The 24078-nt window shown below is 71.0% G+C and carries 21 protein-coding genes; 14 read left to right on the forward strand and 7 right to left on the reverse strand.

Annotated elements, in window-relative coordinates:
- Positions 1-33: 33 nt before the first annotated feature.
- Complete coding sequence (locus SCNRRL3882_RS05035; protein WP_010044809.1) at positions 34-1065, reverse strand: LacI family DNA-binding transcriptional regulator; 1032 nt, start codon at positions 1063-1065, stop codon at positions 34-36.
- A 108-nt stretch (positions 1066-1173) separates the two neighbouring features.
- Here SCNRRL3882_RS05035 and SCNRRL3882_RS05040 point away from each other — a divergent pair, with 108 nt between their 5' ends.
- From SCNRRL3882_RS05040 to SCNRRL3882_RS05055, 4 genes are all read left to right on the forward strand, one after another.
- The gene (locus SCNRRL3882_RS05040; protein WP_010044807.1) at positions 1174-2331 is read left to right on the forward strand and encodes a phytanoyl-CoA dioxygenase family protein; all 1158 of its coding nucleotides are present in this window, start codon (positions 1174-1176) and stop codon (positions 2329-2331) included.
- A gap of 8 nt (positions 2332-2339) precedes the next feature.
- On the forward strand, positions 2340-3116 hold the full coding sequence (locus SCNRRL3882_RS05045; protein WP_010044805.1) for an SDR family oxidoreductase: 777 nt from the start codon (positions 2340-2342) through the stop codon (positions 3114-3116).
- A 115-nt stretch (positions 3117-3231) separates the two neighbouring features.
- The gene (locus tag SCNRRL3882_RS05050) at positions 3232-4236 is read left to right on the forward strand and encodes a Gfo/Idh/MocA family oxidoreductase (RefSeq protein ID WP_010044803.1); all 1005 of its coding nucleotides are present in this window, start codon (positions 3232-3234) and stop codon (positions 4234-4236) included.
- A complete protein-coding gene (locus tag SCNRRL3882_RS05055; RefSeq protein ID WP_010044801.1) occupies positions 4233-5249 on the forward strand; it encodes a Gfo/Idh/MocA family protein in 1017 nt (338 codons plus the stop codon). The genes SCNRRL3882_RS05050 and SCNRRL3882_RS05055 overlap by 4 nt, the downstream gene beginning before the upstream one ends.
- Positions 5250-5286: 37 nt before the next feature.
- Here the strand turns inward: SCNRRL3882_RS05055 and SCNRRL3882_RS05060 are convergent, their stop codons facing one another.
- From SCNRRL3882_RS05060 to SCNRRL3882_RS05080, 5 genes are read right to left on the reverse strand one after another with little or no spacing between them, the layout of a single operon-like run.
- Positions 5287-6306, reverse strand: coding sequence for a Gfo/Idh/MocA family protein (locus tag SCNRRL3882_RS05060; RefSeq protein ID WP_010044798.1), 1020 nt, complete (start codon positions 6304-6306; stop codon positions 5287-5289).
- An 18-nt stretch (positions 6307-6324) separates the two neighbouring features.
- Positions 6325-7227, reverse strand: coding sequence for a sugar phosphate isomerase/epimerase family protein (locus SCNRRL3882_RS05065; protein WP_010044794.1), 903 nt, complete (start codon positions 7225-7227; stop codon positions 6325-6327).
- A gap of 1 nt (position 7228) precedes the next feature.
- Positions 7229-8140 carry an ATP-binding cassette domain-containing protein gene (locus SCNRRL3882_RS05070; RefSeq protein WP_010044793.1) on the reverse strand — a complete coding sequence of 304 codons (912 nt, stop codon included), beginning with the start codon at positions 8138-8140 and terminating at the stop codon, positions 7229-7231.
- Between the two features lie 5 nt (positions 8141-8145).
- Positions 8146-9222, reverse strand: coding sequence for an ABC transporter permease (locus SCNRRL3882_RS05075; RefSeq protein ID WP_010044790.1), 1077 nt, complete (start codon positions 9220-9222; stop codon positions 8146-8148).
- Positions 9222-10241: a sugar ABC transporter substrate-binding protein gene (locus tag SCNRRL3882_RS05080; protein WP_029181520.1), complete on the reverse strand. Its 1020-nt coding sequence runs from the start codon at positions 10239-10241 to the stop codon at positions 9222-9224. The genes SCNRRL3882_RS05075 and SCNRRL3882_RS05080 overlap by 1 nt, the downstream gene beginning before the upstream one ends.
- A 321-nt stretch (positions 10242-10562) precedes the next feature.
- Here SCNRRL3882_RS05080 and iolC point away from each other — a divergent pair, with 321 nt between their 5' ends.
- The 7 genes from iolC to galE all read left to right on the forward strand — a co-directional run bounded on the left by iolC (position 10563) and on the right by galE (position 18808).
- Complete coding sequence (gene iolC, locus SCNRRL3882_RS05085; RefSeq protein ID WP_010044785.1) at positions 10563-11540, forward strand: 5-dehydro-2-deoxygluconokinase; 978 nt, start codon at positions 10563-10565, stop codon at positions 11538-11540.
- A gap of 12 nt (positions 11541-11552) precedes the next feature.
- Entirely contained in the window at positions 11553-12431 is an 879-nt protein-coding gene (locus tag SCNRRL3882_RS05090; RefSeq protein WP_010044784.1) for a Cgl0159 family (beta/alpha)8-fold protein, read from the forward strand.
- A 57-nt stretch (positions 12432-12488) separates the two neighbouring features.
- Positions 12489-13382, forward strand: a complete 894-nt coding sequence (gene iolB / locus SCNRRL3882_RS05095) for a 5-deoxy-glucuronate isomerase (RefSeq protein WP_010044782.1) — start codon at positions 12489-12491, stop codon at positions 13380-13382.
- A complete protein-coding gene (gene iolD / locus SCNRRL3882_RS05100; RefSeq protein ID WP_010044780.1) occupies positions 13379-15253 on the forward strand; it encodes a 3D-(3,5/4)-trihydroxycyclohexane-1,2-dione acylhydrolase (decyclizing) in 1875 nt (624 codons plus the stop codon). The genes iolB and iolD overlap by 4 nt, the downstream gene beginning before the upstream one ends.
- A 52-nt stretch (positions 15254-15305) precedes the next feature.
- Complete coding sequence (locus SCNRRL3882_RS05105) at positions 15306-16811, forward strand: CoA-acylating methylmalonate-semialdehyde dehydrogenase (RefSeq protein ID WP_010044778.1); 1506 nt, start codon at positions 15306-15308, stop codon at positions 16809-16811.
- Between the two features lie 22 nt (positions 16812-16833).
- Positions 16834-17619 carry a GntR family transcriptional regulator gene (locus SCNRRL3882_RS05110; RefSeq protein ID WP_010044775.1) on the forward strand — a complete coding sequence of 262 codons (786 nt, stop codon included), beginning with the start codon at positions 16834-16836 and terminating at the stop codon, positions 17617-17619.
- Between the two features lie 88 nt (positions 17620-17707).
- Positions 17708-18808, forward strand: a complete 1101-nt coding sequence (gene galE / locus SCNRRL3882_RS05115) for a UDP-glucose 4-epimerase GalE (protein WP_078602928.1) — start codon at positions 17708-17710, stop codon at positions 18806-18808.
- On the opposite strand, the gene SCNRRL3882_RS05120 is transcribed toward galE, so the two are convergent.
- On the reverse strand, positions 18805-20649 hold the full coding sequence (locus tag SCNRRL3882_RS05120) for a glycoside hydrolase family 15 protein (RefSeq protein WP_040903836.1): 1845 nt from the start codon (positions 20647-20649) through the stop codon (positions 18805-18807). The genes galE and SCNRRL3882_RS05120 overlap by 4 nt on opposite strands.
- Positions 20650-20837: 188 nt before the next feature.
- On the opposite strand from SCNRRL3882_RS05120, the gene SCNRRL3882_RS05125 reads away from it, so the two are divergent.
- The 3 genes from SCNRRL3882_RS05125 to SCNRRL3882_RS05135 all read left to right on the forward strand — a co-directional run bounded on the left by SCNRRL3882_RS05125 (position 20838) and on the right by SCNRRL3882_RS05135 (position 24018).
- A complete protein-coding gene (locus SCNRRL3882_RS05125) occupies positions 20838-21632 on the forward strand; it encodes a glycosyltransferase family 2 protein (protein WP_010044768.1) in 795 nt (264 codons plus the stop codon).
- A gap of 131 nt (positions 21633-21763) precedes the next feature.
- Positions 21764-23644 (forward strand): hypothetical protein, encoded by a 1881-nt coding sequence (locus tag SCNRRL3882_RS05130; RefSeq protein WP_010044764.1) that lies wholly within the window; start codon positions 21764-21766, stop codon positions 23642-23644.
- Positions 23641-24018 (forward strand): hypothetical protein, encoded by a 378-nt coding sequence (locus SCNRRL3882_RS05135; RefSeq protein WP_010044763.1) that lies wholly within the window; start codon positions 23641-23643, stop codon positions 24016-24018. The genes SCNRRL3882_RS05130 and SCNRRL3882_RS05135 overlap by 4 nt, the downstream gene beginning before the upstream one ends.
- Positions 24019-24078: the final 60 nt, after the last annotated feature.

Below are 24078 nucleotides of genomic sequence, written 5' to 3' on the forward strand. Positions count from 1 at the left end.
GCTTCCGGATCCACGCGCGCTCATGCCGCCGGATCACACGGGCGCCTGCTGCGGCATGTTGTACGGCGTCACCACCTGGATCGCCGACGGCAGGGGCGGTCCCGCCGGCGGCAGCGCGCCGTGAGCGCGCATGACGGTGTGGCAGGCCTCGCGAACGTCCTGGCGGAGGTCGTGGTGGAGCACGGCGGACAGGCGGTGCGCGCGCAGCAGCCGGGTGTTGTCGTGGTCGAGGTCGTGTGCGATGAACACGGCGCACTCGCGGCGGAGGTCGTCGAAGGCCTTCAGCGTGGCGATGTTGCCGCCGCCGATCGAGTACACCGCGCGGATGTCCGGGTCGCGTTTCAGCGCTGCCCGGACGAGGTCGTACTGGGTGGCGTCCAGCCCCTGCCCCTCGGCGATCTCGACCAGCGTGCGCCCGGGGTGCCGGGCGCGCATGGCGCTGCGGAAGCCCATCTCGCGCTCCTCCTCGTTGCGGAAGAAGCCGCTGCTGAGGCTGGTCAGGATGTTGCCCGGCCGCTCCCCCAGCCACTGGCCCATCAGATACGCCGCTGTCGCGCCGGCCGCCCGGTCGTCGATGCCGACGTAGGCGAGGCGGGCGCTGGACGGCAGGTCCGTCACCAGCGTCACGACCGGTATGCCGGCCGCCGCGAGCCGGCCGACCGCGGCCGTGACCTCGGGGACGTCCGGGGCCTTGAGGATCACGCCCTGTGAGCCGCGCCGGGCGATCCGGTCCAGGATCCGCACCAGCTCCCCGACCGGGCCGGTCTCGCGGAAGTGGAAGCGGGAGCGCAGCACCGCCGGGTGCAGGGACGGCAGCTCGGCCTCCAGGGCGGCGCGGATCGCGGTGGTGAAGCGCTCGGGCGCCTGCATCACGATGTCGACCATGAACGTCCGGCCGACGAGCCGGACCTGGGTGCGCTGCCGGTCCAGGTCGGCGATGGCCTGGTGCACCTCCCGGGCCGTGCTCTCCCGCACCCCTCCCCTGCCGTTCAGGACCCGGTCGACGGTCGCCTCGCTCAGGCCCGCCTGACGTGCGATCTCCCGGATCGGGAAGGGGTGGCCCATGCGCCGGCTCCTTGAGGGGTTTTTGATGGCTCGCTGCTGGTTGTTCGAGGGGTTTGTACTGACAAGAATGACAGGGCTGCGTCGCTCCGTGACCCCGAAGGGACGACGATGTCCTTCACTTCCGTACACCGCCGCGCCTGGCTGTCCGAGCAGGACTGCGACCTCGACGCGTTCCGCGCGCTGGTCGAGCAGGCGACCGATCCCGTCGACTATCCGCACGCCTCGGCCGTGGAGCGGAACGTGCCGGTCTACGACACCGGCCTGCTCGAGGGCGACCGGGTGGTCCAGGCCGAGCTGGTGCGCGCGCTCGCCGACGGGCCCGGCATCGTCGTCTTCCGCGGTGCCTTCCCGGACCCGGAGGTCGTGGACCGGGCCACGGCCGTGTTCGACGCCCTGATCGCCGAGCAGCGTGCCTCGGGCGCGACGGCCGGTGACCACTTCGCGAAGCCGGGCGCCAACGACCGGGTGTGGAACGCGCTGGAGAAGGCGGCCCTGTACGACGCGGAGGCGTTCGCCGACTACTACGCCAACGACGTCCTCGCCCTCGTGGCCACGGCCTGGCTGGGCCCCGGCTACCAGGTCACCTCGCAGCTCAACGTGGTCAACCCGGGCGGCGCCGCCCAGACGGCGCACCGCGACTACCATCTGGGCTTCCTGTCCAACGAGGTCGCCGCCGCCTACCCGGGGCACGTGCACCGCCTCTCCCCCGTGCTGACCCTCCAGGGTGCGGTCGCGCACTGCGACATGCCGGTGGAGTCCGGGCCGACGATGTACCTGCCGCACTCGCAGAAGTACGAGCCGGGCTATCTCGCCTGGCGGCTCCCGGAGTTCCGGGCGTACTTCGAGGCGCACCAGGTGCAGCTGCCGCTCGCCAAGGGCGACGCGGTCTTCTTCAACCCGGCCCTCTTCCACGCCGCCGGCACCAACCGCTCGGCGGACATCCGGCGCATGGCGAACCTGTTGCAGGTGTCGTCCGCGTTCGGGCGGGCGATGGAGACGGTGGACCGGGAGGCCGTGGCGAACGCGGTGTACCCCGTGCTCCTGAAGCGGAAGGCCGAGGGCGCGAGCGACGCGTGGCTGGCCAACGTCATCGCGGCGAGCGCCGAGGGCTACCCCTTCCCGACCAACCTCGACAGCGACCCGCCGGTCGACGGCCTGGCCCCGCCCTCCCAGGCGGATCTCGTACGGCGGGCCCTGCACGAGGAGTGGACGCCGGAGGCGCTCCGAGCGGAGCTGCGGGCCGGTACCGAACGGCGAGAGAGCTGAGGGAACGCGTGGGACTTCTCGACGACAAGGTCGTCCTGGTCAACGGCGGCAGCCAGGGTGTCGGCGCCGCCGTCGCGCGGGCCGCGGTCCGCGAGGGGGCGGTGGTGGCCGTCACCGGGCGGCGGCCCGGGCCCGGTGAGGCCCTGGTGGCGGAGCTGACCGCCGCGGGCGGCAAGGCCCTGTACGTCCGGGCCGACCTGTCGGACGCGGGGCAGGCGAAGGCCTCCGTGGCCCGGGTCGTGGAGACGTACGGCCGGATCGACTGCCTCGTGAACTCCGCCGGGCTGACCTCCCGGGGGACGCTGCTGGACACCACGCCCGAGCTGTTCGACCAGCACGTCGCGATCAACCTCAAGGGGCCGTTCTTCGCCATGCAGGCGGCGGTCGCGGACATGGTCGCGCGGGAGGCGCCCGGCACGATCGTCAACATCATCACGTCGTCGGCGCACGGGGGTCAGCCGTTTCTGGCGCCGTACGTGGCCGCGAAGGCCGGCCTCATCGGCCTGACCCGGAACGCCGCGCACGCGCACCGGTGGGACCGGGTGCGGATCAACGGGCTGAACATCGGCTGGACGGCGACGGAGGGTGAGGACGCGACGCAGCGGGCGTTCCACGAGGCGGGGGACGACTGGCGTGAGGAGGCTGCCGCGAAGTTGCCGATGGGCAAGTTGGGCCAGCCTGATGAGATCGCCGAGTTCGTGGTGTTTCTGCTGTCGGATCGGTCCGGGGTGGTTACCGGGTCCGTCATCGATTGGGATCAGAACGTTCTGGGCGGACTCGACTAAGGATGTGCCGCGCATTGTCGTCGGTCGTGTGCGGCGCCGTTTTGGCTGTTCGCGCAGTTCCCCGTGCCCCCAAGGGCATCGCACCACCCCCCGTTCACAACTAGGAGCATCACCCATGCGTATCGGAATCCTCGGCCTCGGCCGTATCGGCGCCCTTCACGCCGAGACCCTCTCCGGGCTCGACGCCGTCGAGTCCCTCGTCGTCACCGACCCGTTCGCGGACGCCGCCAAGGCCGCCGCCGAGCGGTTCGGCGCCGAGGTCGTGGACTCGCCGGAGGCCCTGCTGGCCGCCGGCGTGGACGGCATCGTCGTCGCGGCCGCGACGGACGCCCACCCCGCGCTGATCCTGGCCGGGGTCGAGGCCGGCATCCCCGTCTTCTGCGAGAAGCCCGTCGCCAGGACCATGAGCGAGGGGGTCGAGGTGCTGAAGGCCGTCCAGGGCAAGGACGTGCCGATCCAGATCGGCTACAACCGCCGTTTCGACACCGGGTTCGTCAACGCCCGCGCCGCCGTGCAGAGCGGCGAGCTCGGCACGCTGCACACGGTCCGCTCGACCACGCTCGACCCGGCGCCGCCGCCCGCCGCGTACATCGCCGCCTCCGGCGGCATCTTCCGCGACTGCTCGGTGCACGACTTCGACATCATCCGCTGGGTGACCGGCCGCGAGGTGACCGAGGTGTACGCCGTGGGCGGCAACCGCGGTGCCGACTTCATCAAGGAGGCCGGTGACGCCGACACCACCGGCGCGATCCTCACCCTGGACGACGGCACCATCGCGGTGGTGTCCAACTCCCGCCACAACGCCCGTGGTTACGACGTCCGCATGGAGATCCACGGTTTCAAGGACTCCATCGCCGTCGGCCTGGAGGACAAGCTGCCGCTGCGCTCGGTCGAGCCGGGCGTGACCTTCCCGGCGGGCACCCCGCACGACTTCTTCATGGACCGCTTCACCGAGGCCTACCGCGCCGAACTGACCGCGTTCACCGAGGTCGTGGCCGGCACCCGCCCCTCCCCCTGCACGATCGAGGACGCCCTGGAGGCGGGCTGGATCGCCGACGCCTGCACACTGTCGCTGCACGAGCACCGTCCCGTGACGATCGAGGAGGTACGGCAGGCATGAGCGACACGGGCCGGGGACCGCTGCGCATAGGTGTGCTGGGGGCGGCGCGGATCACCGGACGCTCCCTGATCGACCCGGCCCGGGCGACCGGCCACCGCCTCGTCGCGGTGGCCGCCCGCGACCGCGCCCGCGCCGAGGCGTTCGCCACCGAGCACGGCGTGGAGCGGGTGGCGGATTCGTACGCCGAGCTGGTGGCCGATCCCGAGGTCGACGTGGTCTACAACCCGCTCGCCAACGGTCTGCACGGCCCGTGGAACCTGGCCGCCCTCGCGGCGGGCAAGCACGTGCTGTCGGAGAAGCCGTCGGCGAGCAACGCGCGGGAGGCGGCGGAGGTACGTCAGGCCGCGGTGGATGCCGGGACGGTCTTCATGGAGGCCTTCCACTACCTCTTCCACCCGGTCACCCGCCGCCTGCACGAGCTGCTGGAGTCCGGTGAGCTCGGCGAGTTGCGGCATGTCGAGGCGATGGTCGCCATCGCCGCGCCGCCGGACACCGACCCGCGCTGGTCGCTGCCGCTGGCCGGCGGCGCCCTGATGGACCTCGGCTGCTACAGCCTGCACGCGCTGCGCATGCTGGCGCCCTGGGCGGGCGGCGCGCCGCGCCTGGCCGGGGCCCGGGGCGGTCAGCGCGCGGGTGCGCCCGGGGTCGACGAGTGGCTGGACGCCGACCTGGAGTTCCCCGGCGGCGCGACCGGCTCGGCCCGCTGCCACATGGCGTACGACGGGTTGGACATGAGCATCCGGATCGTCGGCTCCCGGGGCGAGGCGACGGCCCCGAACTTCGTACTGCCGCAGATGGACGACCGGATCGTGATCCGCACCCCGGAGGGCGAACGCACGGAGCACCTCGGGACGCGCTCGTCGTACACGTACCAGCTGGAGGCGTTCGCGGCCCGGGTGCGGGACGGTGCGGCGCTGCCGCTGGACGCGGACGACGCGGTGACGACGATGGCGCTCATCGACGACTGCTACCGCGCGGCCGGGTTCGAGCCCCGGCCCAGCACCAGGATCTGAGGAACACGCCGAACGGGCCGGGGTACCCCCGGCCCGTTCACGCGTACAGCGCGGGCTTCTCGACCAGTTCGACCTCGACCCGGCCGCCGTCGTCCAGCGCCCGTACTCCGGCCTCGCACACCGCGGCGGCGGCGTAGCCGTCCCAGACGCTCGGGCCGGTGACCTCGCCGCGGCGGGTGGCGTCGACCCAGGCCTGGATCTCCCGGTCGTAGGCCGTCTCGAAGCGTTCGGTGAAGTCCTGGGCGATGGTGCCGCCCCAGCGGCCGGCCATGTTGGTGACCAGGGCGTGGCCGTCGCCGATGCGGGCGGTGCCGCGTTCGCAGACCACCTCGGCCTGGACCTGGTAGCCGAAGCCGCAGTTGACGAAGATCTCCACGTCCGAGAGGGCGCCGCCGTCGGTCTCGAAGACGACGAACTGCGGATCGCGCAGCCCGTCGGGGGTGTTGGCGGACGGCGCCGGGCGCAGCACCGTGACCGCCGTGATCTCGTGGTCCAGCAGCCAGCGGGTCGCGTCCGCCTCGTGGGCGACGGAGTCGCTGATGAGCATGGAGCTGGTGAAGAAGGGCGGGCTGGCGACGTTGCGGTGCCGGTTGTGCAGCATCAGCGGACGTCCCAGCTGACCCGTCGTCAGGAGGGCCTTCAGCTTCGCGTACTCGGGGTCGTAGCGGCGCATGAAGCCGACCTGGACGCGGCGGTGGCCGAGGCGCAGTTCGGCTTCGAGGACGCGCAGGGCGGAGGCCGCGTCGGGGGTGAGCGGCTTCTCGCACAGGACGGGCAGATCGCGTTCGAAGGCGGCGAGCAGCGTGGCCTCGTGGGCCGGGCCCGGGGAGGCGATCAGGACGGCGTCGACGTCGGCCGCCGCCATCGCGGCGGCCGGGTCGGTGTGCGCGGTGCAGCCGTCGACACGGGCGGCGACGGCCTTCGCGCGCTCCGCGTCGACGTCGGCGACGGCGACCACCCGTGCTCCGCTGATGACGTCGTGGATGCGGCGCACATGGTCCGCGCCCATCCTTCCGGTACCGATGACCGCGACTTTCAGGGTGGCGCGCTCAGTCATGGCCGTCCTTTCGGGTCGTCAGGCGCCGCAGGACCTCAGGAACTTGCGGGTGCGCACCGCGATCGGCAGCGGCTTGTCCGGCTCGCAGGGGTACATGTCCTGCTCGACGATGGCGAACAGGTCCACGCCCAGCTTCTGGGCGGCCGTCAGGACGGGGCCCAACTCCGGGACACCGGCGGGCGGTTCGCACATCACGCCGCGCGCGACGGCCGGGCCGAACGGGACCTCGTTCTTGACGACGTCCGCGAGGATCTCCGGGTCGACCTGCTTGAGGTGCAGGTAGCCGATGCGCTCGCCGTACGTCTCGATCAGCTTGACGCTGTCGCCGCCGCAGTAGGCGTAGTGGCCCGTGTCCAGGCAGAGGTTGACCGCGTCGGAGTCGGTCGAGTCGAGGAACCGCTCGACGTGCTCCTCGGTGTCGATGTGGGTGTCGGCGTGCGGGTGGACGACGATGTCCAGGCCGTACCTGTCCTTCACCTCACGGCCGAGGCGCTCCATGCCCGTGGTGAGGTTGCGCCACTGCTCGGTGGTGAGCTCCGGGGGCTCCAGGATCTCGGCGGTCTTGTCGTCCCGCCAGAAGGACGGGATGACGACCAGGTGCTTCGCGTCCATGGCCTGGGTGAGGGCGGCGACCCGGCTGACCTGCTCCCAGGTGGAGTCCCACTCGGAGGGGCCGCGGTGCAGACCGCAGAAGATCGTGCCGGCGGAGACCTTCAGGTTCCGCTTGGTCACCTCGTCGGTGAGCCGGGCCGGGTCGGTCGGCAGGTAGCCGTACGGGCCGAGTTCGATCCAGGAGTAGCCGGCTTCGGCGACCTCGTCCAGGAAGCGTTCCCAGGGCACCTGCTGGGGGTCGTCCGGGAACCAGACGCCCCAGGAGTCGGGGGCGGAGCCGACCCGGATGCGGTCGAGCGCAGAGGCCATGTCAGGACTTTCCTTCCGAAGACGTGGCTACGGGGGCGGTGAGGTCTCCCTCCTCGGGGAGCTCCTCGACGTCGACGCCGCGGACCTGCGCCAACTCGTGCTTGAGGGAGGCCAGTTCGGTGCCGCCGGCCATGTGGTTGGTCAGCTCCTCGAGGCTGACCTCGCTGCGGGAGGCGGACAGTTCCATGGTGCCCAGGCGCAGCACGCTGAAGTGGTCGCCGACCATGTAGGCGTGGTGCGGGTTGTGGGTGATGAAGATGACGCCGAGGCCCTTCTCGCGGGCGGCGGCGATGTACTTCAGGACCACACCGGACTGCTTGACGCCGAGTGCGGCGGTCGGCTCGTCCAGGATGAGGACGCGGGCGCCGAAGTAGACGGCGCGGGCGATGGCGACGCACTGGCGCTGGCCGCCCGAGAGCGTGCCGATGGGCTGCTCCATGTCGTCGAGGACGATGCCCATGTTGCGCAGTTCCTCGTCCGCGGTCTTCTTCATCTTCTCGATGTCGAGACGGCGCACGGGCCAGGGGCCCTTGGTCATCTCGGAGCCGAGGAAGAAGTTGCGCCACACCGGCATCAGCGGGACGACGGCGAGGTCCTGGTAGACCGTGGCGATGCCCTTGTCGAGGGCCTCGCGCGGGGTGGAGAAGCGCACCGGTTCGCCGTCGACGAGGAACTCGCCCTCGGTGTGCTGGTGCAGACCCGAGATGATCTTGATGAGGGTGGACTTGCCCGCGCCGTTGTCGCCGAGGACGCAGGTGACCCTGCCGGGGTGGACGGTGAGGTCGACGCCGTGCAGGGCGCGGATGTTGCCGTAGGACTTGCCGGCGCTGCGGAGTTCGACGAGGGGTCGGTCCCCTTCGGGCGGCGTGTCCGTCAGGACGGCCCCGTGGGTGCCGGTTTCGTTGCTGGTCACTGCGGTCACCTCCGGGTCGCCGTGCGCTGGACCCACAGATTGATGAGGACGGCGCCGAGGAGCATCACGCCGAGGAAGGCCTTGAACCAGTCGGGGTTCCAGCCGGCGTAGACGATGCCCTGCTGCACCATGCCGAACATGAAGGCACCGAAGACCGGACCGATCGCGGAGCCGTAGCCACCGGTCAGCAGACAGCCGCCGATGACGGCCGCGGCGATGTAGATGAGCTCCTGGCCCACGCCCTCGCCGGACTGCACGGTGTTGAAGGAGAACAGCTGGTGCATGCCGACGAACCAGGCGCCGAAGCCGACCAGCATGAACAGGGAGATCTTGGTGAAGGTCACCGGGACACCGACGGCCCGGGCGGAGTGCTTGTTGCCGCCGACGGCGAAGATCCAGTTGCCGTACTTGGTGCGCAGCAGAACCCAGGTGGCCAGGGCCGCGAAGACCAGCCACCAGACGACGGTGATCTTGACGTTGACCCCGCCGACCTCGAACGTCGAGGCGAAGATCTTCTGCGCCTGGGAGAAGCCGTCCATGTCGCTGATGTCGTCGGTGGCGACGTTGCCGGTGACCAGCTTGGTCACGGCGAGGTTCACGCCCTGGAGGATCAGGAAGGTGCCCAGGGTGACCAGGAAGCTCGGGAGGCCGGTCTTGACCAGCATCCAGCCGTTGAACGCGCCGATCGCGAGCGACACGAGCAGGGCGACGATCACGCCGACCCAGACGTTCAGTGTCAGCTGGTAGCTGAGCATCGACGCGGTGAGCGCCGAGGTGACCACGGCGACACCGGCCGACAGGTCGAACTCGCCGCCGATCATCAGCAGGGCCACCGGCAGCGCCATGATCCCGATGGTCGACGACTGGTACAGGATGTTGGCCATCGAGCTGCCGTCGCGTACCGGCGGGGCCGCGAACAGGAAGAACACGAGCACGGCGACGGCGCCGAGGAAGACGCCGACCTCGGGCCGGGCGAGCAGCCGCAGCGCCAGGGGGCGCTGCCTCGTCCGGCCGTCGGACTGCTTCTGGCCGGGGGCCGGCGGTGTGTCCACCGCCGGCGCAGCCTGTTGGGTCATGCTCATCACCGGGTGCCCTTCGCGGCGAACTCCCCGATCTTGTCGACGTTGGACTTGTCGACGAAGGCCGGGCCGGTCAGCACGGGCTGCTCGCCGCCGCCGCTGTAGTTGCCGTTGTTCTTGTAGAGCCACAGGCCGTCGACGGCCAGGTAGCCCTGGAGGTAGGGCTGCTGGTCGACGGCGAACTGGATGGAGTCGTTCTTGATGCCCTTGATGAGGTCCTTGTTGAGGTCGAAGGTGGCGACCTTCGCCTTGCTGCCGGCGTCGCCGACCGACTGCACCGCGGTCAGCGCGAAGGGGGCGCCGAGCGTGACGACGTAGTCGATGGACGGGTCCTGCTTCAGCTTGGCGGTGATCGTCGACTTGACGGACGGCATGTCGGTGCCGTTGACGTTCTGGGTGTCGAGCTTGCCGTCGAAGGTCTTCTCGACGCCGTCGCAGCGCTGGGTCAGGCCGACGTTGCCCTGCTCCTGGACGACGCAGAGGGCGTGCTTGGCGCCGACCTCGTTGAGCTTCTTGCCGAAGGCCTCGCCGGCCACCGACTCGTCCTGGCCGAAGAACTCCAGCAGGTTGAGCTTCTTCCAGTCGCTCAGGCCGGAGTTGAGTCCGACCACGGGTATGCCGGCCTTCTCGGCCTTGCCTATGACGCCCTTGAGGGCGTCGGGCTTGGCGAGGGTGACGGCGATGCCGTCGACCTTCTGGTCGATCGCGTTCTGGACCAGGTTGGCCTGGTTGCCCGCGTTCGGGTCGGCGGAGTAGACGAGCTTGATGTTGTCCTTGGCGGCGGCGGCCTCGGCGCCCTTGCGCACGGTGTCCCAGAAGGTGTCACCGGGCGCCTGGTGGGTGACCAGGGCGACGGTCATACGCGGCGTGGTCGCCTTGCCGGCGGAGGCGTTGGCGGCGCCTTCCTCGGACTTCTTGCCCCCGGAACTGCTGGAGCAGCCGGCGAGGGTCAGGGCCGCCGCCGCGGCAACGGCCACAACCGGCGCGATCCGGCGGGAGCGGGGGTGAGAAGAGCGGTCCATCTTTCCTGGCACCTCACTGTGCTACTGCGGGGGAAAGGAAGGGGATCACGAGGGATCCGTGGTCCCGGAGCCTTACGGAGTCCGGATCATGATGCCGCAAACAGACTGTTGCGATGCCACGGGATCCAAGTCCTTGCCGCGCTCGCTGTCAATACTTTGTTAAGACATCATTTCACAAGCAGGTCCGAATGTAAGTACAAACTATTGACAGGGCCGTCTCCGCCGCCTACACCTGGTAGGCGGCAGGTCGCAGGTCATCCACGCCCCACGGTGTCAGGGCGGCCTCGGACCCGCATCCCCAGCTTCCCGAGGAGGTCGCGCATGCCCGAGCCAGCCCAGTATTTCGACTTGATCACGATGGGCCGCATCGGGGTCGACCTGTATCCCCTCCAGACCGGCGTCCCGCTGCCCCAAGTGGAGACGTTCGGGAAATTTCTGGGAGGTTCGGCGGCCAATGTGGCGGTCGCCGCGGCGCGCCTCGGACGCCGTACGGCCGTGATCACCCGGACCGGCGCCGACCCCTTCGGCACCTACCTGCACGAGGAGCTGAAGTCCTTCGGCGTCGACGACCGCTGGGTCACCCCGGTCGACGCCCACCCGACGCCGGTCACGTTCTGCGAGATCTTCCCGCCGGACGACTTCCCGCTGTACTTCTACCGCCGCCCCAAGGCCCCCGACCTGGAGATCCACACCGACGAGCTGGACTTCTTCGCGATCCGCGGGGCCCGGATCTTCTGGATCACCGGGACGGGTCTGAGCGAGGAGCCGAGCCGCTCCGCCACGCTCGCCGCCCTCAAGGCCCGCGACAAGGCGGGCATCACCGTCTTCGACCTCGACTGGCGCCCGATGTTCTGGGCCGACCCCGAGGAGGCCCGCCCGTACTACCGCGAGGCGCTGCGCCACGCCACCGTCGCCGTCGGCAACCTCGACGAGTGCGAGATCGCCACCGGCGTGCGCGAACCGCAGGCCTGCGCCGACGCGCTGCTGGAGGCGGGCGTGGAACTGGCCGTCGTCAAGCAGGGCCCCAAGGGCGTCCTGGCCGTGCACCGCGACGGCACCCGGGCCGAGGTGCCGCCGGTGCCGGTCGAGGTGGTCAACGGCCTGGGCGCGGGCGACGCCTTCGGCGGCTCCCTGTGTCACGGCCTGCTCGCCGGCTGGGACCTGGAGAAGACCATGCGGCACGCCAACGCCGCCGGCGCCCTCGTCGCCTCCCGCCTCGCCTGCTCCTCCGCGATGCCCGCCGAGTCCGAGGTCGAGGACCTCCTCGCCGAGGCGTCGTCGCCGAGCCCGAGCCACTGAACGGAGCCTTCCTTGAACATCGGCATCCCCGACCTCACCACGGTCAGAGCCCGGAATCCCGAGGCCGTCGCCGAGGCGGCCGCCCGCCGGGTGCGCCGCCCGCTGATCGGCGACAGCGGCCGGCTGATGATCGTGGCCGCCGACCACCCGGCGCGCGGCGCCCTCGGGGTCGGCGACCGGCGCCTGGCCATGGCCGACCGCGCCGATCTGCTGGAACGGCTCTGCGTCGCCCTGTCGAGGCCCGGTGTCGACGGGGTGCTCGCCACCGCCGACATCCTGGAGGACCTGCTCCTGCTCGGGGTGCTGGAGAACAAGGTCGTCATGGGCTCGATGAACCGCGGCGGCCTCGCCGGCGCCACGTTCGAGATGGACGACCGTTTCACCGGCCACCGCGCCGAGGACATCGCCCGGCTCCGCTTCGACGCGGCCAAGCTCCTGGTCCGCATCGACTACGACGACCCGGGCTCGCTCACCACCCTGGAGTCCACGGCGCGGGCGATCGACGCCATGGCGGCCCTGCGACTTCCCCTGTTCGTCGAGCCGTTCATCTCCCGGCGGGTCGACGGCAAGGTGCGCAACGACCTGTCCGCCGAGGCCGTCACCCGGTCCATCGCCATCTCCTCGGGCCTGGGCGGCACCTCCGCCTACACCTGGCTGAAGCTGCCCGTCACCGACGACCCGGACGACATGGCGCAGGTCCTGGAGACCTCCACGCTCCCCGTCGTGCTGCTTGGCGGCGAGGTCGGCGGCGACCAGGAGGGCGCGTACGAACGCTGGCGCAAGGCCCTGCGCCTGCCCACCGTGCAGGGCATGGTCGTCGGGCGCTCGCTGCTCTATCCGGCCGAGGGCACTGTGGAAGAGGCCGTGGACACGGCCGTCGGCCTGCTCTGATGCATGAGGCACCTGCTCTGACGCATGCGGCACCTGCTGTGATCCGAAAGGGACACGATGACGTTTCACCTTCCCGCGGGTAAGGCCCTCGGCGGCCCCTACATCGTCGACGTCACGCCGGAGAAGGCCGGCTGGGGATACTCCAGCCTGCGGATCCTGGAGCTGCCGCCGGGCGGCACGCACTCCTTCGAGACCGGCGACAGCGAGTGGATCGTCGTCCCGCTGAGCGGCGGCTGCACGGTCGCCGCGGCGGACGACTTCGGCCGGGAGACCTTCGAACTCCGCGGCCGCCCGGACGTCTTCAGCGGCGTCAGCGACTTCGCGTACGTGCCGCGCGACGCCCGGGCGACCGTGACCTCCACCGCCGGCGGCCGGTTCGCGCTGACCGGCGCGCGCTGCACCCGCCGGCTGCCCGCCCGCTACGGACCCGCCTCCGAGGTCCCCGTGGAGCTGCGGGGCACCGGGAACTGCTCCCGGCAGGTCAACAACTTCGGCGCGGCCGGGGTCTTCGAGTGCGACAAGCTCATCGCGGTCGAGGTGATCACCCCGGGCGGCAACTGGTCCTCGTTCCCGCCGCACAAGCACGACGAGCACCGGCCGGGCGAGGAGTCCGTGCTGGAGGAGATCTACTACTTCGAGTTCGCCGGCCACGACGGCATCCCGGGCCTCGGCTACCAGCGCGTCTCCCCGTCCGGCCCGGGCCGGGACACCGACGTGCTGGCGGAGGTCCGCGACGGCGATGTCGTCCTGATCCCGGACGGCTGGCACGGGCCGTCGATGGCCACGCCCGGCCACCACATGTACTACCTCAACGTCATGGCGGGCCCGGAGGCCGAGCGCGCCTGGCTGATCTGCGACCACCCCGACCACGCCTGGGTCCGCGACACCTGGCCGGACCAGCCGGTCGATCCCCGACTCCCTCTCTACACCGCCCCGGAGACCTCCGCATGAGCGCCACCACCCGCCGACTGACGACCGCCCAGGCGCTGGTGCGGTTCCTGTCCGCCCAGTACACCGAGCGGGACGGCGTCCGGCGCCGGCTGATCGCCGGGACCTGGGGGATCTTCGGCCACGGCAACGTCGCCGGGGTCGGCCAGGCGCTGCTGGAGGCGGGCGAGCACGTCATGCCGTTCCACCAGGGCCGCAACGAGCAGTCCATGGTGCACGCGGCCGTCGGCTACGCCCGGCAGCTCAACCGCCTGTCCGCGCAGGCCGTGACGACCTCCATCGGCCCGGGCGCCACCAACCTGGTCACCGGCGCCGCCCTGGCGACGATCAACCGGCTCCCGGTGCTGCTCCTGCCCGGCGACTACTTCGCCACGCACTCCGCCGACCCGCTGCTCCAGCAGCTGGAGCACCCGGTGGAGGCCGACGTGTCGGTCAACGACACGCTGCGCCCGGTGTCGAGGTACTTCGACCGGATCACCCGCCCCGAGGCGCTGATCCCCTCGGCGCTCCAGGCCATGCGCGTGCTGGCCGACCCCGCCGAGACCGGCGCCGTCACCCTCGCCCTGCCGCAGGACGTGCAGGCGGAGGCGTACGACTGGCCGGAGGAGTTCTTCGCCGAGCGCGTCTGGTACGTACGGCGTCCCGCGCCGGACCCGGTGGAGCTGACGGCGGCCGTCGAGGCGATCCGGTCGGCGAAGCGGCCCCTGATCGTGGCGGGCGGCGGCGTCCACCACAGCGAGGCCGAGACGGCGCTGCAGGCTTTCGTGGACGCCACCGGCATCCCCGTCGCCTCCACCCAGGCCGGCAAGGGCGCGCTGCGGTACGACCACCCCGCCGACCTCGGCGGCATCGGCCACACCGGCACGGCGGTCAGCGACGACCTCGCCCGCACGGCCGACCTCGTGATCGGTGTCGGCACCCGCTACACGGACTTCACCACGGCCTCCGGCACGCTCTTCCAGAACCCGGGCGTGCGGTTCCTCAACCTCAACATCACCGGCTTCGACGCGCACAAGCTGGCGGCACGGACGCTGGTCTGCGACGCGAGGGCCGGTCTGGAGCTGCTCCGCGAGGCGCTCGCCGGTCACCGGGTGGAGGCTTCCTACGAAGCCGAGTACCGCGCCGGCAAGGAGCGCTGGGACGAGGTCGTCGAGGCCGCCTACCGCGCCGGCGACGAGAACGCGGTCCCGACGCAGACGCAGGTCCTCGGCGCGCTGGACGCGGCCGTGGGCGACGACGACGTGGTGATCAACGCGGCCGGTTCGCTCCCCGGCGACCTGCACAAGCTGTGGCGCTCCCGCAGCCCGCGCCAGTACCACCTGGAGTACGGCTACTCCTGCATGGGCTACGAGATCCCGGCCGGCATCGGCGTCCAGCAGGCCGCTCCCGGTACGCCGGTGTGGGCGCTGGTCGGCGACGGAACCTACCTGATGATGCCGACGGAGATCGTCACGGCCGTCCAGGAGGGCCTGCCGGTCAACATCGTCCTCATCCAGAACCACGGCTACGCCTCCATCGGCGGCCTGTCGGAGGAGACCGGCGGCGAGCGGTTCGGCACCGCCTACCGGTTCCGGGCCGCCGACGGCACCTTCACCGGCGCCCCGCTCCCCGTCGACCTGGCCGCCAACGCGGCCAGCCTCGGCATGGACGTGCTGCGCGCCAAGACCGTGCGCGAGCTGCGCGAGGCGCTAGCCACGGCCCGTGCCTCCGACCGGCCGACGTGCGTGTACGTCGAGACCGACCCGGCCCCGACCGCTCCCCCGGCCGAGGCCTGGTGGGACGTGCCGGTGGCCGAGACCGCCTCCCGCGAGGCCGCCGTCGCGGCCCGCGAGCGCTACGACCGCCAGGTCGCCGGACGCCGCCGCCACCTCTGAACTCCCGCGAACTCCCCGCGAACTCAGGCTCCACGAAAGGCCCTTGCGCACCATGAAGACCATCACCCACTGGATCGACGGCAAGCCCGTCGAAGGCACCTCCGGCCGCTTCGGCCCCGTCTACAACCCGGCCACCGGCACCCAGGAGAAGCAGGTCGCGTTCGCGACCACCGACGAGGTGGACGCCGCCGTCGCCTCCGCCAAGGCCGCCTTCGAGTCCTGGGGAGCCTCCTCGCTCGCCAAGCGCACCGCGGTCCTGTTCAAGTACCGCGAGCTGCTGGACGCCCACCGCGACGAGATCGCCGAGCTGATCACCGCCGAGCACGGCAAGGTGCACTCCGACGCGCTCGGCGAGGTCGCGCGCGGCATGGAGATCGTCGAGCTGGCGTGCGGGATCAGCGTCCAGCTCAAGGGCGAGCTGTCCACGCAGGTCTCCACCCGGGTCGACGTCGCCTCGATCCGCCAGCCGCTCGGCGTGGTCGCGGGCATCACCCCGTTCAACTTCCCGGCGATGGTGCCGATGTGGATGTTCCCGCTGGCGATCGCCTGCGGCAACACGTTCGTGCTGAAGCCCAGCGAGAAGGACCCGTCGGCCTCCTTCAAGCTCGCCGAACTGGCCGCCGAGGCCGGGCTGCCGGACGGCGTCCTGAACGTCGTGCAGGGCGACAAGGTGGCCGTGGACCGCATCCTGGAGCACCCGGACATCGAGGCGGTCTCCTTCGTCGGCTCCACCCCGATCGCCAAGTACATCCAGCTCAAGGCCGTCGAGCACGGCAAGCGGGTACAGGCCCTGGGCGGCGCCAAGAACCACATGCTGGTCCTGCCCGACGCCGACCTCGACCTCGCCGCCGACCAGGCGATCAACGCGGCCTACGGCTCGGCGGGCGAGCGTTGCATGGCCGTGTCGGTCGTGGTCGCGGTCGGCGACACCGGTGACGAGCTGGTCGGCAAGATCGCCGAGCGGGCGAAGAACCTGAGGATCGGCCCCGGCGACGACCCGGCGTCCGAGATGGGTCCGCTGATCACCCGCGAGCACCGCGACAAGGTGGCCTCGTACGTGGCGAGCGCGGCCGAGCAGGGCGCCGAGGTCGTGGTCGACGGCACCGGCTTCTCGGTCGACGGACACCCCGAGTGCGCGGACGGCTTCTTCCTCGGCGTCTCCCTGCTGGACCGGGTGCCGCTGACGGCGGACGCGTACCGGGACGAGATCTTCGGCCCGGTGCTGTGCGTGGTCCGGGCGGAGACGTACGAAGAGGCCATCAAGCTCATCAACGACTCCCGCTGGGGCAACGGCACCGCCATCTTCACCCGGGACGGCGGCGCCGCCCGCCGCTTCCAGCTGGAGGTCAAGGCGGGCATGGTCGGCGTCAACGTGCCGATCCCGGTCCCGGTCGGCTACCACTCCTTCGGCGGCTGGAAGGACTCGCTCTTCGGCGACCTGCACATCTACGGCAACGACGGCGTCGCCTTCTACACCCAGGGCAAGGTGATCACCACGCGCTGGCCGGACCCGGCGGACGCCGGCGGCATCAACCTCGGCTTCCCGAGCAACTCCTGACCCGCGAAAGGGGGGTTCGTCCATGGCGAAGACCGGTGGCCGGGCACGTACCGCGGCCGCGCCTGCGCTCAGCTCGCTGGACTTCGCCCTGGACCGGGGCAGTCCCGTGCCGCTGTACTACCAGCTCGCCCAGCAGCTGGAGGCGGCGATCGAGCACGGGGTCCTCGCCCCGGGGAACCTCCTGGGCAACGAGGTCGACCTCTCGGTGCGCCTCGGTCTGTCCCGTCCCACCGTCCGCCAGGCCATCCAGTCCCTCGTCGACAAGGGGCTGCTGGTCCGGCGGCGCGGGGTGGGCACGCAGGTGGTGCACAGCCAGGTCAAGCGCCCGCTTGAGCTGAGCAGCCTCTACGACGACCTGGAGGAGGCCGGGCAGGGGCCCACCACCCAGGTCGTGCGCCACGAGGTCGTCCCGGCCTCCTGCGACGTGGCCGCCGCCCTCGGCGTCGCGGAGGGCAGCGAGGTCACCGTCCTGGACCGGCTGCGCTGCACCCACGGCCAGCCGGTGGCCCTGCTGTGCAACTACCTGCCGGCGTCTCTCCTGGACCTCGACGACGCCCGCCTGGAGTCGACCGGCCTGTACCGCATGATGCGCTCGGCGGGCGTCACCCTGCACAGCGCCCGGCAGCGCGTCAGCGCCCGCGCGGCCACCGCGGAGGAGGCCGCCCGCCTGGACGAGGAGGAGGGGGCGGCGCTGCTCACCATGCAGCGCACGGCGTACGACGACACCGGGCGCCCCGTCGAGTACGGAACGCACATCTACCGGGCCTCGCGCTACACCTTCGACTTCCAGTTGCTGGTCAGGCCTTGACGGACCGCGAACACAGGTGCAAAGTCGTACATATACACCGTAAACATACGGTTCCGACCCGACCGCACCCGACGCGGGAGTCGCAGGCATGGCTCGCTGGAATGCGTCGCCGACCGCTCGAGGAGCCGGTCCCTCATGGGCGCCCTCGACCGTCCTCGTCACGGGCGGTGCCGGTTTCATCGGCAGCCACACCTGCGTGGAACTGCTCGACCACGGCTACGAGGTGATCGTGGTCGACAACTACTCCAACAGCACTCCGCAGGTCTTCGCCCGGGTGGAACGGATCGCCGGCCGCTTCGTCGGCGCCGTCTACGAACTGGACATCCGTGATCGGCACGCCCTCTCGGCCGTCTTCGACCGACACCCCGTGGACGCCGTCGTGCACTTCGCCGCGCACAAGGCGGGGGGCGCGTCGACACGGATGCCCGTCGCGTACTACGACACCAACGTCGGCGGCACCACCGCCCTGCTGCGGACCATGCACGAGCACGGCGTGCGCCGGCTGGTCTACCCGTCCTCCTGCTGGATCTACGGCGACGCCGGGCGCGGCCCGCTCGACGAGACCACGCCCGCCCGGCCCGGCACGCCGTACGCGGCCTCGAAGTGGATCTGCGAACAGATCCTCGCGGACATCTGCCGCCGCGATCCCGACTACACGGTGCTGTGCCTGCGCCATCCCGTGCCGGCCGGGGCCCATCCCAGCGGCCTGCTCGGCGAGGACCCGCGACACACGCCCGAGAACCTGCTGCCGTACCTCGCGCAGGTGGCCGTCGGCCGGCGCGAGCGGCTCTCCGTGTTCGGCGACGACTATCCGACCCGCGACGGCACCGGTGTCCGGGACTATCTGCACATCATGGACGCCGTCGAAGCGCACCGGGTGGCACTCGACCACCTGGGCGGCGAGCCGGGCATGCACGTGTACAACCTGGGAGGCGGCTCGGGCAGTTCGGTCCTCGACGTGGTCGACGCGTTCTCCAGGGCGTGCGGCAGACCCCTGCCGTACGCCGTCGCGCCCCGTCGGCCCGGGGACGTCGCCGAGCTGGTCGCCGACGCCACGGCGGTGACACGGGCCTGGGGCTGGCACCCCACCAGGAGCCTGTCCGACGTGTGCCGGGACGCCTGGCGCTTCCAGCGGCTCAACCCGGACGGCTATGTGGAGTCCGCGCGGCGCCCGGAGACGAAGCACTAGGGCGGCGTGCCAGCCGGTGCAGGACTGACCCGCACAGGCGGTGACGGGGACGGGGGCGGCGGCCGGGACAGGCCGAACGCCGTCTCCACCAGCGCGATATGGCTGAACGCCTTGGGCGCGTTGCCCAGTTGGCGGCCTGCGTCCGGGTCCCACTGCTCGGCCAGCAGACCGACGTCGTTACGGATGGCGAGGACCCGTTCGAAGGCCTCCCGGGCCTCCTGGCGATGCCCCGTCGCGGCGAGGGCGTCGGCGTACCACAGGGAGCAGGAGACGAACGTGCCCTCGTCGCCGTCGATGCCGTCCGGGTGCCCGGCCCCGGCGCCGCCCGGCGCGTACCGGCGTACGAACCCTCCACGCCGTAGGCCGCCGATGGCACGCACGGTGCCGCGCACCCGCTCGTCACGGGCGGGCAGGAAACCGACCCGGGGGATGAGCAGAGCCGAGGCGTCCAGGCGGGGCTCGCCGTAGGACTGCACGAAGGACCGCTGGGCGCCGTCCCAGCCCTCCCGGCAGACCTGCCGGTGCACCTCCTCGCGCATGGCCCGCCACTCGCCGGAGGACCCGTTGCGCCCGAGCAGTTCGCCCATGCGCACGGCACGGTCGGCGGCCACCCACGCCATGACCTTGGAGTGCGTGAACTGCCGCCGCGGACCGCCCGTCTGCCACAGCCCCTGGTCCGGTTCGCGCCAGTGCCGGAGCAGGAATCCCATGAGCGCCTCGACCAGGTCCCAGACGCGGGCCGGCATGGGGATGCCGGCGCTCAGCGACAGCCACAGCGTGTCCATGACCTCGCCGTACACGTCCAGTTGGAAGGTGTCCTCCGCCGAGGTGCCGAACCGCACGGGCCGGGAGCCCTCGTAACCGGACAGCCAGGGCGCCTCGGTCTCGGACAGCAGTCGCTGGCCCTTGACGCCGTAGACGGTCTGGAGGCCGGCGGGGTCGCCGGCGACGGCACGCACCAGCCAGTCCAGCCAGGCGGCGGCCTCGTCCCGGTATCCGCTGCGCAGCAGGCAGGACAGGGCGCTGGTGGAGTCTCGCAGCCAGCAGTACCGGTAGTCCCAGTTGCGCTCGCCCCCGGGACAGCCGGGCAGCGAGGTGGTGGGTGCGGCGACGATGCCGCCCGTGGGGGCGTAGGTGAGCGCTTTGAGGGTGAGGAGGGAACGCATCACGGCGTCGCGCCACGGCCCCTGGTAGCGGCATTGCGCCGCCCAGCGTCGCCAGAAGTCGACGGTCTCCTTCAGGGCCGTCTCCGCCGGGACGGACAGGGGCGTGGGCGGCACGGGCCGGCGGGACGGGGTCCATCCCAGGGTCAGGGCCAGGCGGCGCCCCGCCGTGACCGTGAAGTCCCAGACGGTGGCGTCCGGGTCGCCCGTGTCCCGCACCTCGCCGTCCCCGCCGAGCCAGACGGCGTCCGGCCCGGCGACCGCGACGGTGCAGTGGCCGACCTCCCGCACCCACGGGACGACGCGGCCCTGGTGGAACCGGAGCCGAAGTTCGCTGCGCACGTCGACCGTGCCGGACAGACCCTCGACGAGGCGGACGATGCACGGCACTTCGGCACGCGGCCGCATCAGATCCGTGACCCGCACCGTCCCCGTCGGCGTCTCCCACACGGAGTCCAGGACCAGCGTGTCGGTCCGGTAGGAGCGGCGCGTGCAGGGACCGCCGGACAGCGGGGCGACGCGCCAGCGTCCGTTGTCCTCGGTGCCCAGCAGTGCCGCCAGGCAGGCCGGGGAGTCGAAGCGGGGCAGGCAGAGCCAGTCGACCGACCCGTCCCGGCCGACCATGGCGGCCGTCTCCAGATCGCCGATGAGGGCGTAATCCTCAATGGGTGCGTTCATGATCGGGATCACGCCGCCGTGCACTTCGCCGCTTTCCACCCTACGCCGGACGTAGTGCCGCGCCCAGGGCTCTCGACCAGGAGAAACGCCCTGCCCTTGACCTCAGGGACAAAAGGGGCAAGATGTACGTATACGTCGTAAATATATGGCGTCACACCGAGGATCCTTCACTCGGAGACAACGGCACCATGAACCACACGCCTCACCTGACCGAGCAGCCCGTCTCCCTTGCGGACCACGCCGCGCACCCCTTGCGCCGGGCCGCGGACCACCCCCCGCCGCGGGCCACCGTCAGCCTGGTCGTGCCCGCCCGGAACGAGGCACGCAACATCCCCTGGGTCTTCGAGCAGATCCCGGACTGCGTCGACGAGGTCATCCTGGTCGACGGAGACTCCGTGGACGCCACGGTGCACATGGCGACCCGGTGCCTGCCGACCGTCCGCCCCGTCGCACAGAGCGGTCCTGGAAAGGGGAACGCCCTGCGCACCGGCTTCCTCTCCGCGACCGGCGACTACATCGTGATGATGGACGCGGACGGCAGCATGCTGCCCGGGGAGATCCCGCACTACCTGCACTTCCTCGACAACGGCTTCGACTTCGTCAAGGGCTCGCGGTTCATCGCGGGCGGCGGATCACTGGACATCACGCGCTTCCGCCGGTTCGGCAACCGCGTGCTCCTGACCGCCGTGAACCACCTGTACGACGCGCAGCTGACGGACCTGTGCTACGGGTTCTGCGCCTTCCGCCGGGACTTCCTGGACGATCTCGACCTGCACTCGTCCGGATTCGAGATCGAGACCGAGATGATTGCGCACGCCCTGCGCTCGGGGCTGCGCATCGCCGAGGTCCCGAGCCTCGAACTGCCCCGGCGCAGTGGGCGTTCCAACCTGCACGCGATATCCGACGGCCGGCGGGTGCTGCGCACGCTGCTCTCGGAGCGGCCGGGCACGCGGCAGGCACGACGCCCCGCGGCGAGTGGCTGAGCTGCGTAGCCCGTGGTGGACTGATCACCGACGGTGGCCGCAGCATGCCGGCGCGCCATGACGGCCCGTAGGCCGCGGGCACGTCGTCGTACGGCACCGCACAGGGACAGGACGTCAGGCCGGAGTCATCGGTGAACAGCAGGGACCGTGCCGCGGGCCCCGAGAAGGTCCAGGCGGAGGACGACGCCGCACCGTCGCACACGGCGAGCCGGCTCCTGCGGGATCCGACAGCCGACGGCACCGCCAGGTTCTTCCGCCCCGGCCGGGCATCCTTGCGGCCTTCGGGGCCCGGCACGTGGACAGCACTCGTCGTGCTGCCCACCGCGGTCACCCTGTGGGTGCTCTCACTGCGTGACGTGCCCTTGGACCACATGGGGGACTTCGGGCTTCTCAAGGTGCTGCCGGGACTCTTCTGGGTCGCCCTGGCCCTGGTCACCATCGGCTTCTGTGTGGCTGCGGCCGACCGGCTCACGCCCCGTGCCTGCTCTCTGGCGTACGTGCTCGTACTGATCACGATCCTGCACGCGACGCCGTCGCTGCTCTATCCGGAGCTGCGGTACGCATGGGGCTGGAAGCACATGGCCGTGATCGACGCGATGATGCGGCACAACGGCGAGGTGCCGGAGGCCGCCGGCTTCGCCGTCTACAACCAGTGGCCGGGCTTCTTCCAGTTCAACGCGCTGCTCCTGCGGGCCACCGGGCTCCAGTCGCCCGACGCCTACGCCCAGTGGGCCCAGCCCCTGGCCAACGTCCTGCTGCTCGGCCCGCTGCTGTTGATCTACCGCTCGATCACCGACGACCGGAGGCTGATCTGGGGTGCCGTCTGGATCTATTACTGCTGCTCCTGGGTGGGGCAGGACTACTTCGCCCCCCAGGCCTTCGCCTTCCTTCTGTTCGCGAGCGTGATCGCCCTCGTCCTGAGGCAGCAGGCCGCGGCCGCGGAGCCCCCGGCGCCCGGGAAACACCGCCGGAGCTGGCCACCGGAACGGCTGCTCCCGGTGCTGATCCTGGAGGCCGCGATCACCTCCTCCCACCAGCTCACCCCCATGATGCTGATCAGCGCGCTGCTGCTGCTCTCCCTGCCACGACGCAACCGACGGGTGATGCTGCCCCCGTTGATCGGGGCGGTCACGCTCACCGCGGCCTGGAACGCGACCGTGGCGAGGCCGTACATGTCGGAGAACCTCAGCAACCTCCTCTCGTCGCTCGCCAGCCCCGATGCCAACATCTGGTCCGGAGTCAACCGGCTCGCGGACGCCTCGCCGGCGGCGAGCCAGGTCATGGTGTCCTGGATCGAGCGGGGCATGTCGGCCGGCGTCTTCCTACTGGCCACGGTGGCTTTCCTCGTACGGCGCTGGACCCGGCGCACCCCGTTGCCGCTGCTCGTGATCGCCCCCCTCCTTCTCGTGCCGGCCAATGCCTACGGCGGTGAAATGGTCTTCCGGGCCTACATGTTCGCCCTGCCCGCCGTCGCCCTCCTCATCGCCGCCCTGCTGCTGCCCCCAGGGCAACACCTACGGCTGCGGACGCCCGTCCTGGGCGTCGTCCTCATGGCGATGCTCGGTGGCCTGGTGTTCGGCTACTACAGCAAGGAGGCGATGAACTACTTCTCCAGCCAGGAGGCCGCCGCCACCCGGTACATGACCACGAGAGCCCCCACCGGATCGCTGCTCATCTCGGTCACGTTCGCCGCTCCGGGCCTGGAGATGCACTACGACCGCCATGAGCGCACGCAGATCACCGAGGAGAGCCTGAGCACCAGGAGGTTGCTGGTGAAGGACCCCCTGGCCGGCCTGGAGCCGCTCCTGAGGAGAGCGGGGAAGCACCCTGCCTACATCCTGCTCAGCCGGGCGCAGCGCGCGGACATCCACCTGAACGGCGAGATGCCCGCCGACTTCATGGACCGGCTGGAGTCGGCGTTGTCAAAGGCACCGGACGTCAAGCGCGTCTACGACAGCCGGGACGCCGTCGTCTACCGGTTCGCCCCTCCGGCGGAAGGAAGCCCGCAATGAACCGACTGCGCTGGGGAGTCGCCCTGTCCGGGTGGATGGCCCTGGCCGCGACCGCTCTTCCGGCGGGAACGCCGCTGCGGGTGGCGACGACCTCCGCGTTCCTCCTCGTCGGTCCGGGACTGGCCGCCACCCTGCTGGTCCGGCGGAAGTCCGGCGTCGAATCCGGCCACGGGAACGGTCTGGAGTTCGCCGTCCTCACCGTGGCGCTCAGCCTCGCGCTCTCCACCCTGGTCGCCGAGATCCTCTTCCTGACCAAGGCGTCCGCCTCGACGCGGGCTCTGCTGATCCTCGCGGTGCTCACCTCTGTTCTCGCGCTGACGCCTGCTCCGCCCCGGGCGAAGCAAGCCACCCGTCGCTCGTCCGGTGGCCGATGAGGAGGCGCCTGAACCTCACAACGAACCCCTGAAATGCCACATTCTTGACCAACCAGACAT

Source organism: Streptomyces chartreusis NRRL 3882, from assembly GCF_900236475.1.
GTDB lineage: Bacteria > Actinomycetota > Actinomycetes > Streptomycetales > Streptomycetaceae > Streptomyces > Streptomyces chartreusis_D.

Excerpts from the sequence above, each read along its gene's own strand:
- SCNRRL3882_RS05035 (WP_010044809.1), bottom strand. The coding sequence starts at position 1,065 with ATGGGCCACCCCTTCCCGATCCGGGAGATCGCACGTCAGGCGGGCCTG.
- SCNRRL3882_RS05040 (WP_010044807.1), top strand. The coding sequence starts at position 1,174 with ATGTCCTTCACTTCCGTACACCGCCGCGCCTGGCTGTCCGAGCAGGAC.
- SCNRRL3882_RS05050 (WP_010044803.1), top strand. The coding sequence starts at position 3,232 with ATGCGTATCGGAATCCTCGGCCTCGGCCGTATCGGCGCCCTTCACGCC.
- SCNRRL3882_RS05055 (WP_010044801.1), top strand. The coding sequence starts at position 4,233 with ATGAGCGACACGGGCCGGGGACCGCTGCGCATAGGTGTGCTGGGGGCG.
- SCNRRL3882_RS05060 (WP_010044798.1), bottom strand. The coding sequence starts at position 6,306 with ATGACTGAGCGCGCCACCCTGAAAGTCGCGGTCATCGGTACCGGAAGG.
- SCNRRL3882_RS05065 (WP_010044794.1), bottom strand. The coding sequence starts at position 7,227 with ATGGCCTCTGCGCTCGACCGCATCCGGGTCGGCTCCGCCCCCGACTCC.
- SCNRRL3882_RS05075 (WP_010044790.1), bottom strand. The coding sequence starts at position 9,222 with ATGAGCATGACCCAACAGGCTGCGCCGGCGGTGGACACACCGCCGGCC.
- SCNRRL3882_RS05080 (WP_029181520.1), bottom strand. The coding sequence starts at position 10,241 with ATGGACCGCTCTTCTCACCCCCGCTCCCGCCGGATCGCGCCGGTTGTG.
- iolC (WP_010044785.1), top strand. The coding sequence starts at position 10,563 with ATGCCCGAGCCAGCCCAGTATTTCGACTTGATCACGATGGGCCGCATC.
- iolB (WP_010044782.1), top strand. The coding sequence starts at position 12,489 with ATGACGTTTCACCTTCCCGCGGGTAAGGCCCTCGGCGGCCCCTACATC.
- iolD (WP_010044780.1), top strand. The coding sequence starts at position 13,379 with ATGAGCGCCACCACCCGCCGACTGACGACCGCCCAGGCGCTGGTGCGG.
- SCNRRL3882_RS05105 (WP_010044778.1), top strand. The coding sequence starts at position 15,306 with ATGAAGACCATCACCCACTGGATCGACGGCAAGCCCGTCGAAGGCACC.
- SCNRRL3882_RS05110 (WP_010044775.1), top strand. The coding sequence starts at position 16,834 with ATGGCGAAGACCGGTGGCCGGGCACGTACCGCGGCCGCGCCTGCGCTC.
- galE (WP_078602928.1), top strand. The coding sequence starts at position 17,708 with ATGGCTCGCTGGAATGCGTCGCCGACCGCTCGAGGAGCCGGTCCCTCA.
- SCNRRL3882_RS05120 (WP_040903836.1), bottom strand. The coding sequence starts at position 20,649 with ATGAACGCACCCATTGAGGATTACGCCCTCATCGGCGATCTGGAGACG.
- SCNRRL3882_RS05125 (WP_010044768.1), top strand. The coding sequence starts at position 20,838 with ATGAACCACACGCCTCACCTGACCGAGCAGCCCGTCTCCCTTGCGGAC.
- SCNRRL3882_RS05135 (WP_010044763.1), top strand. The coding sequence starts at position 23,641 with ATGAACCGACTGCGCTGGGGAGTCGCCCTGTCCGGGTGGATGGCCCTG.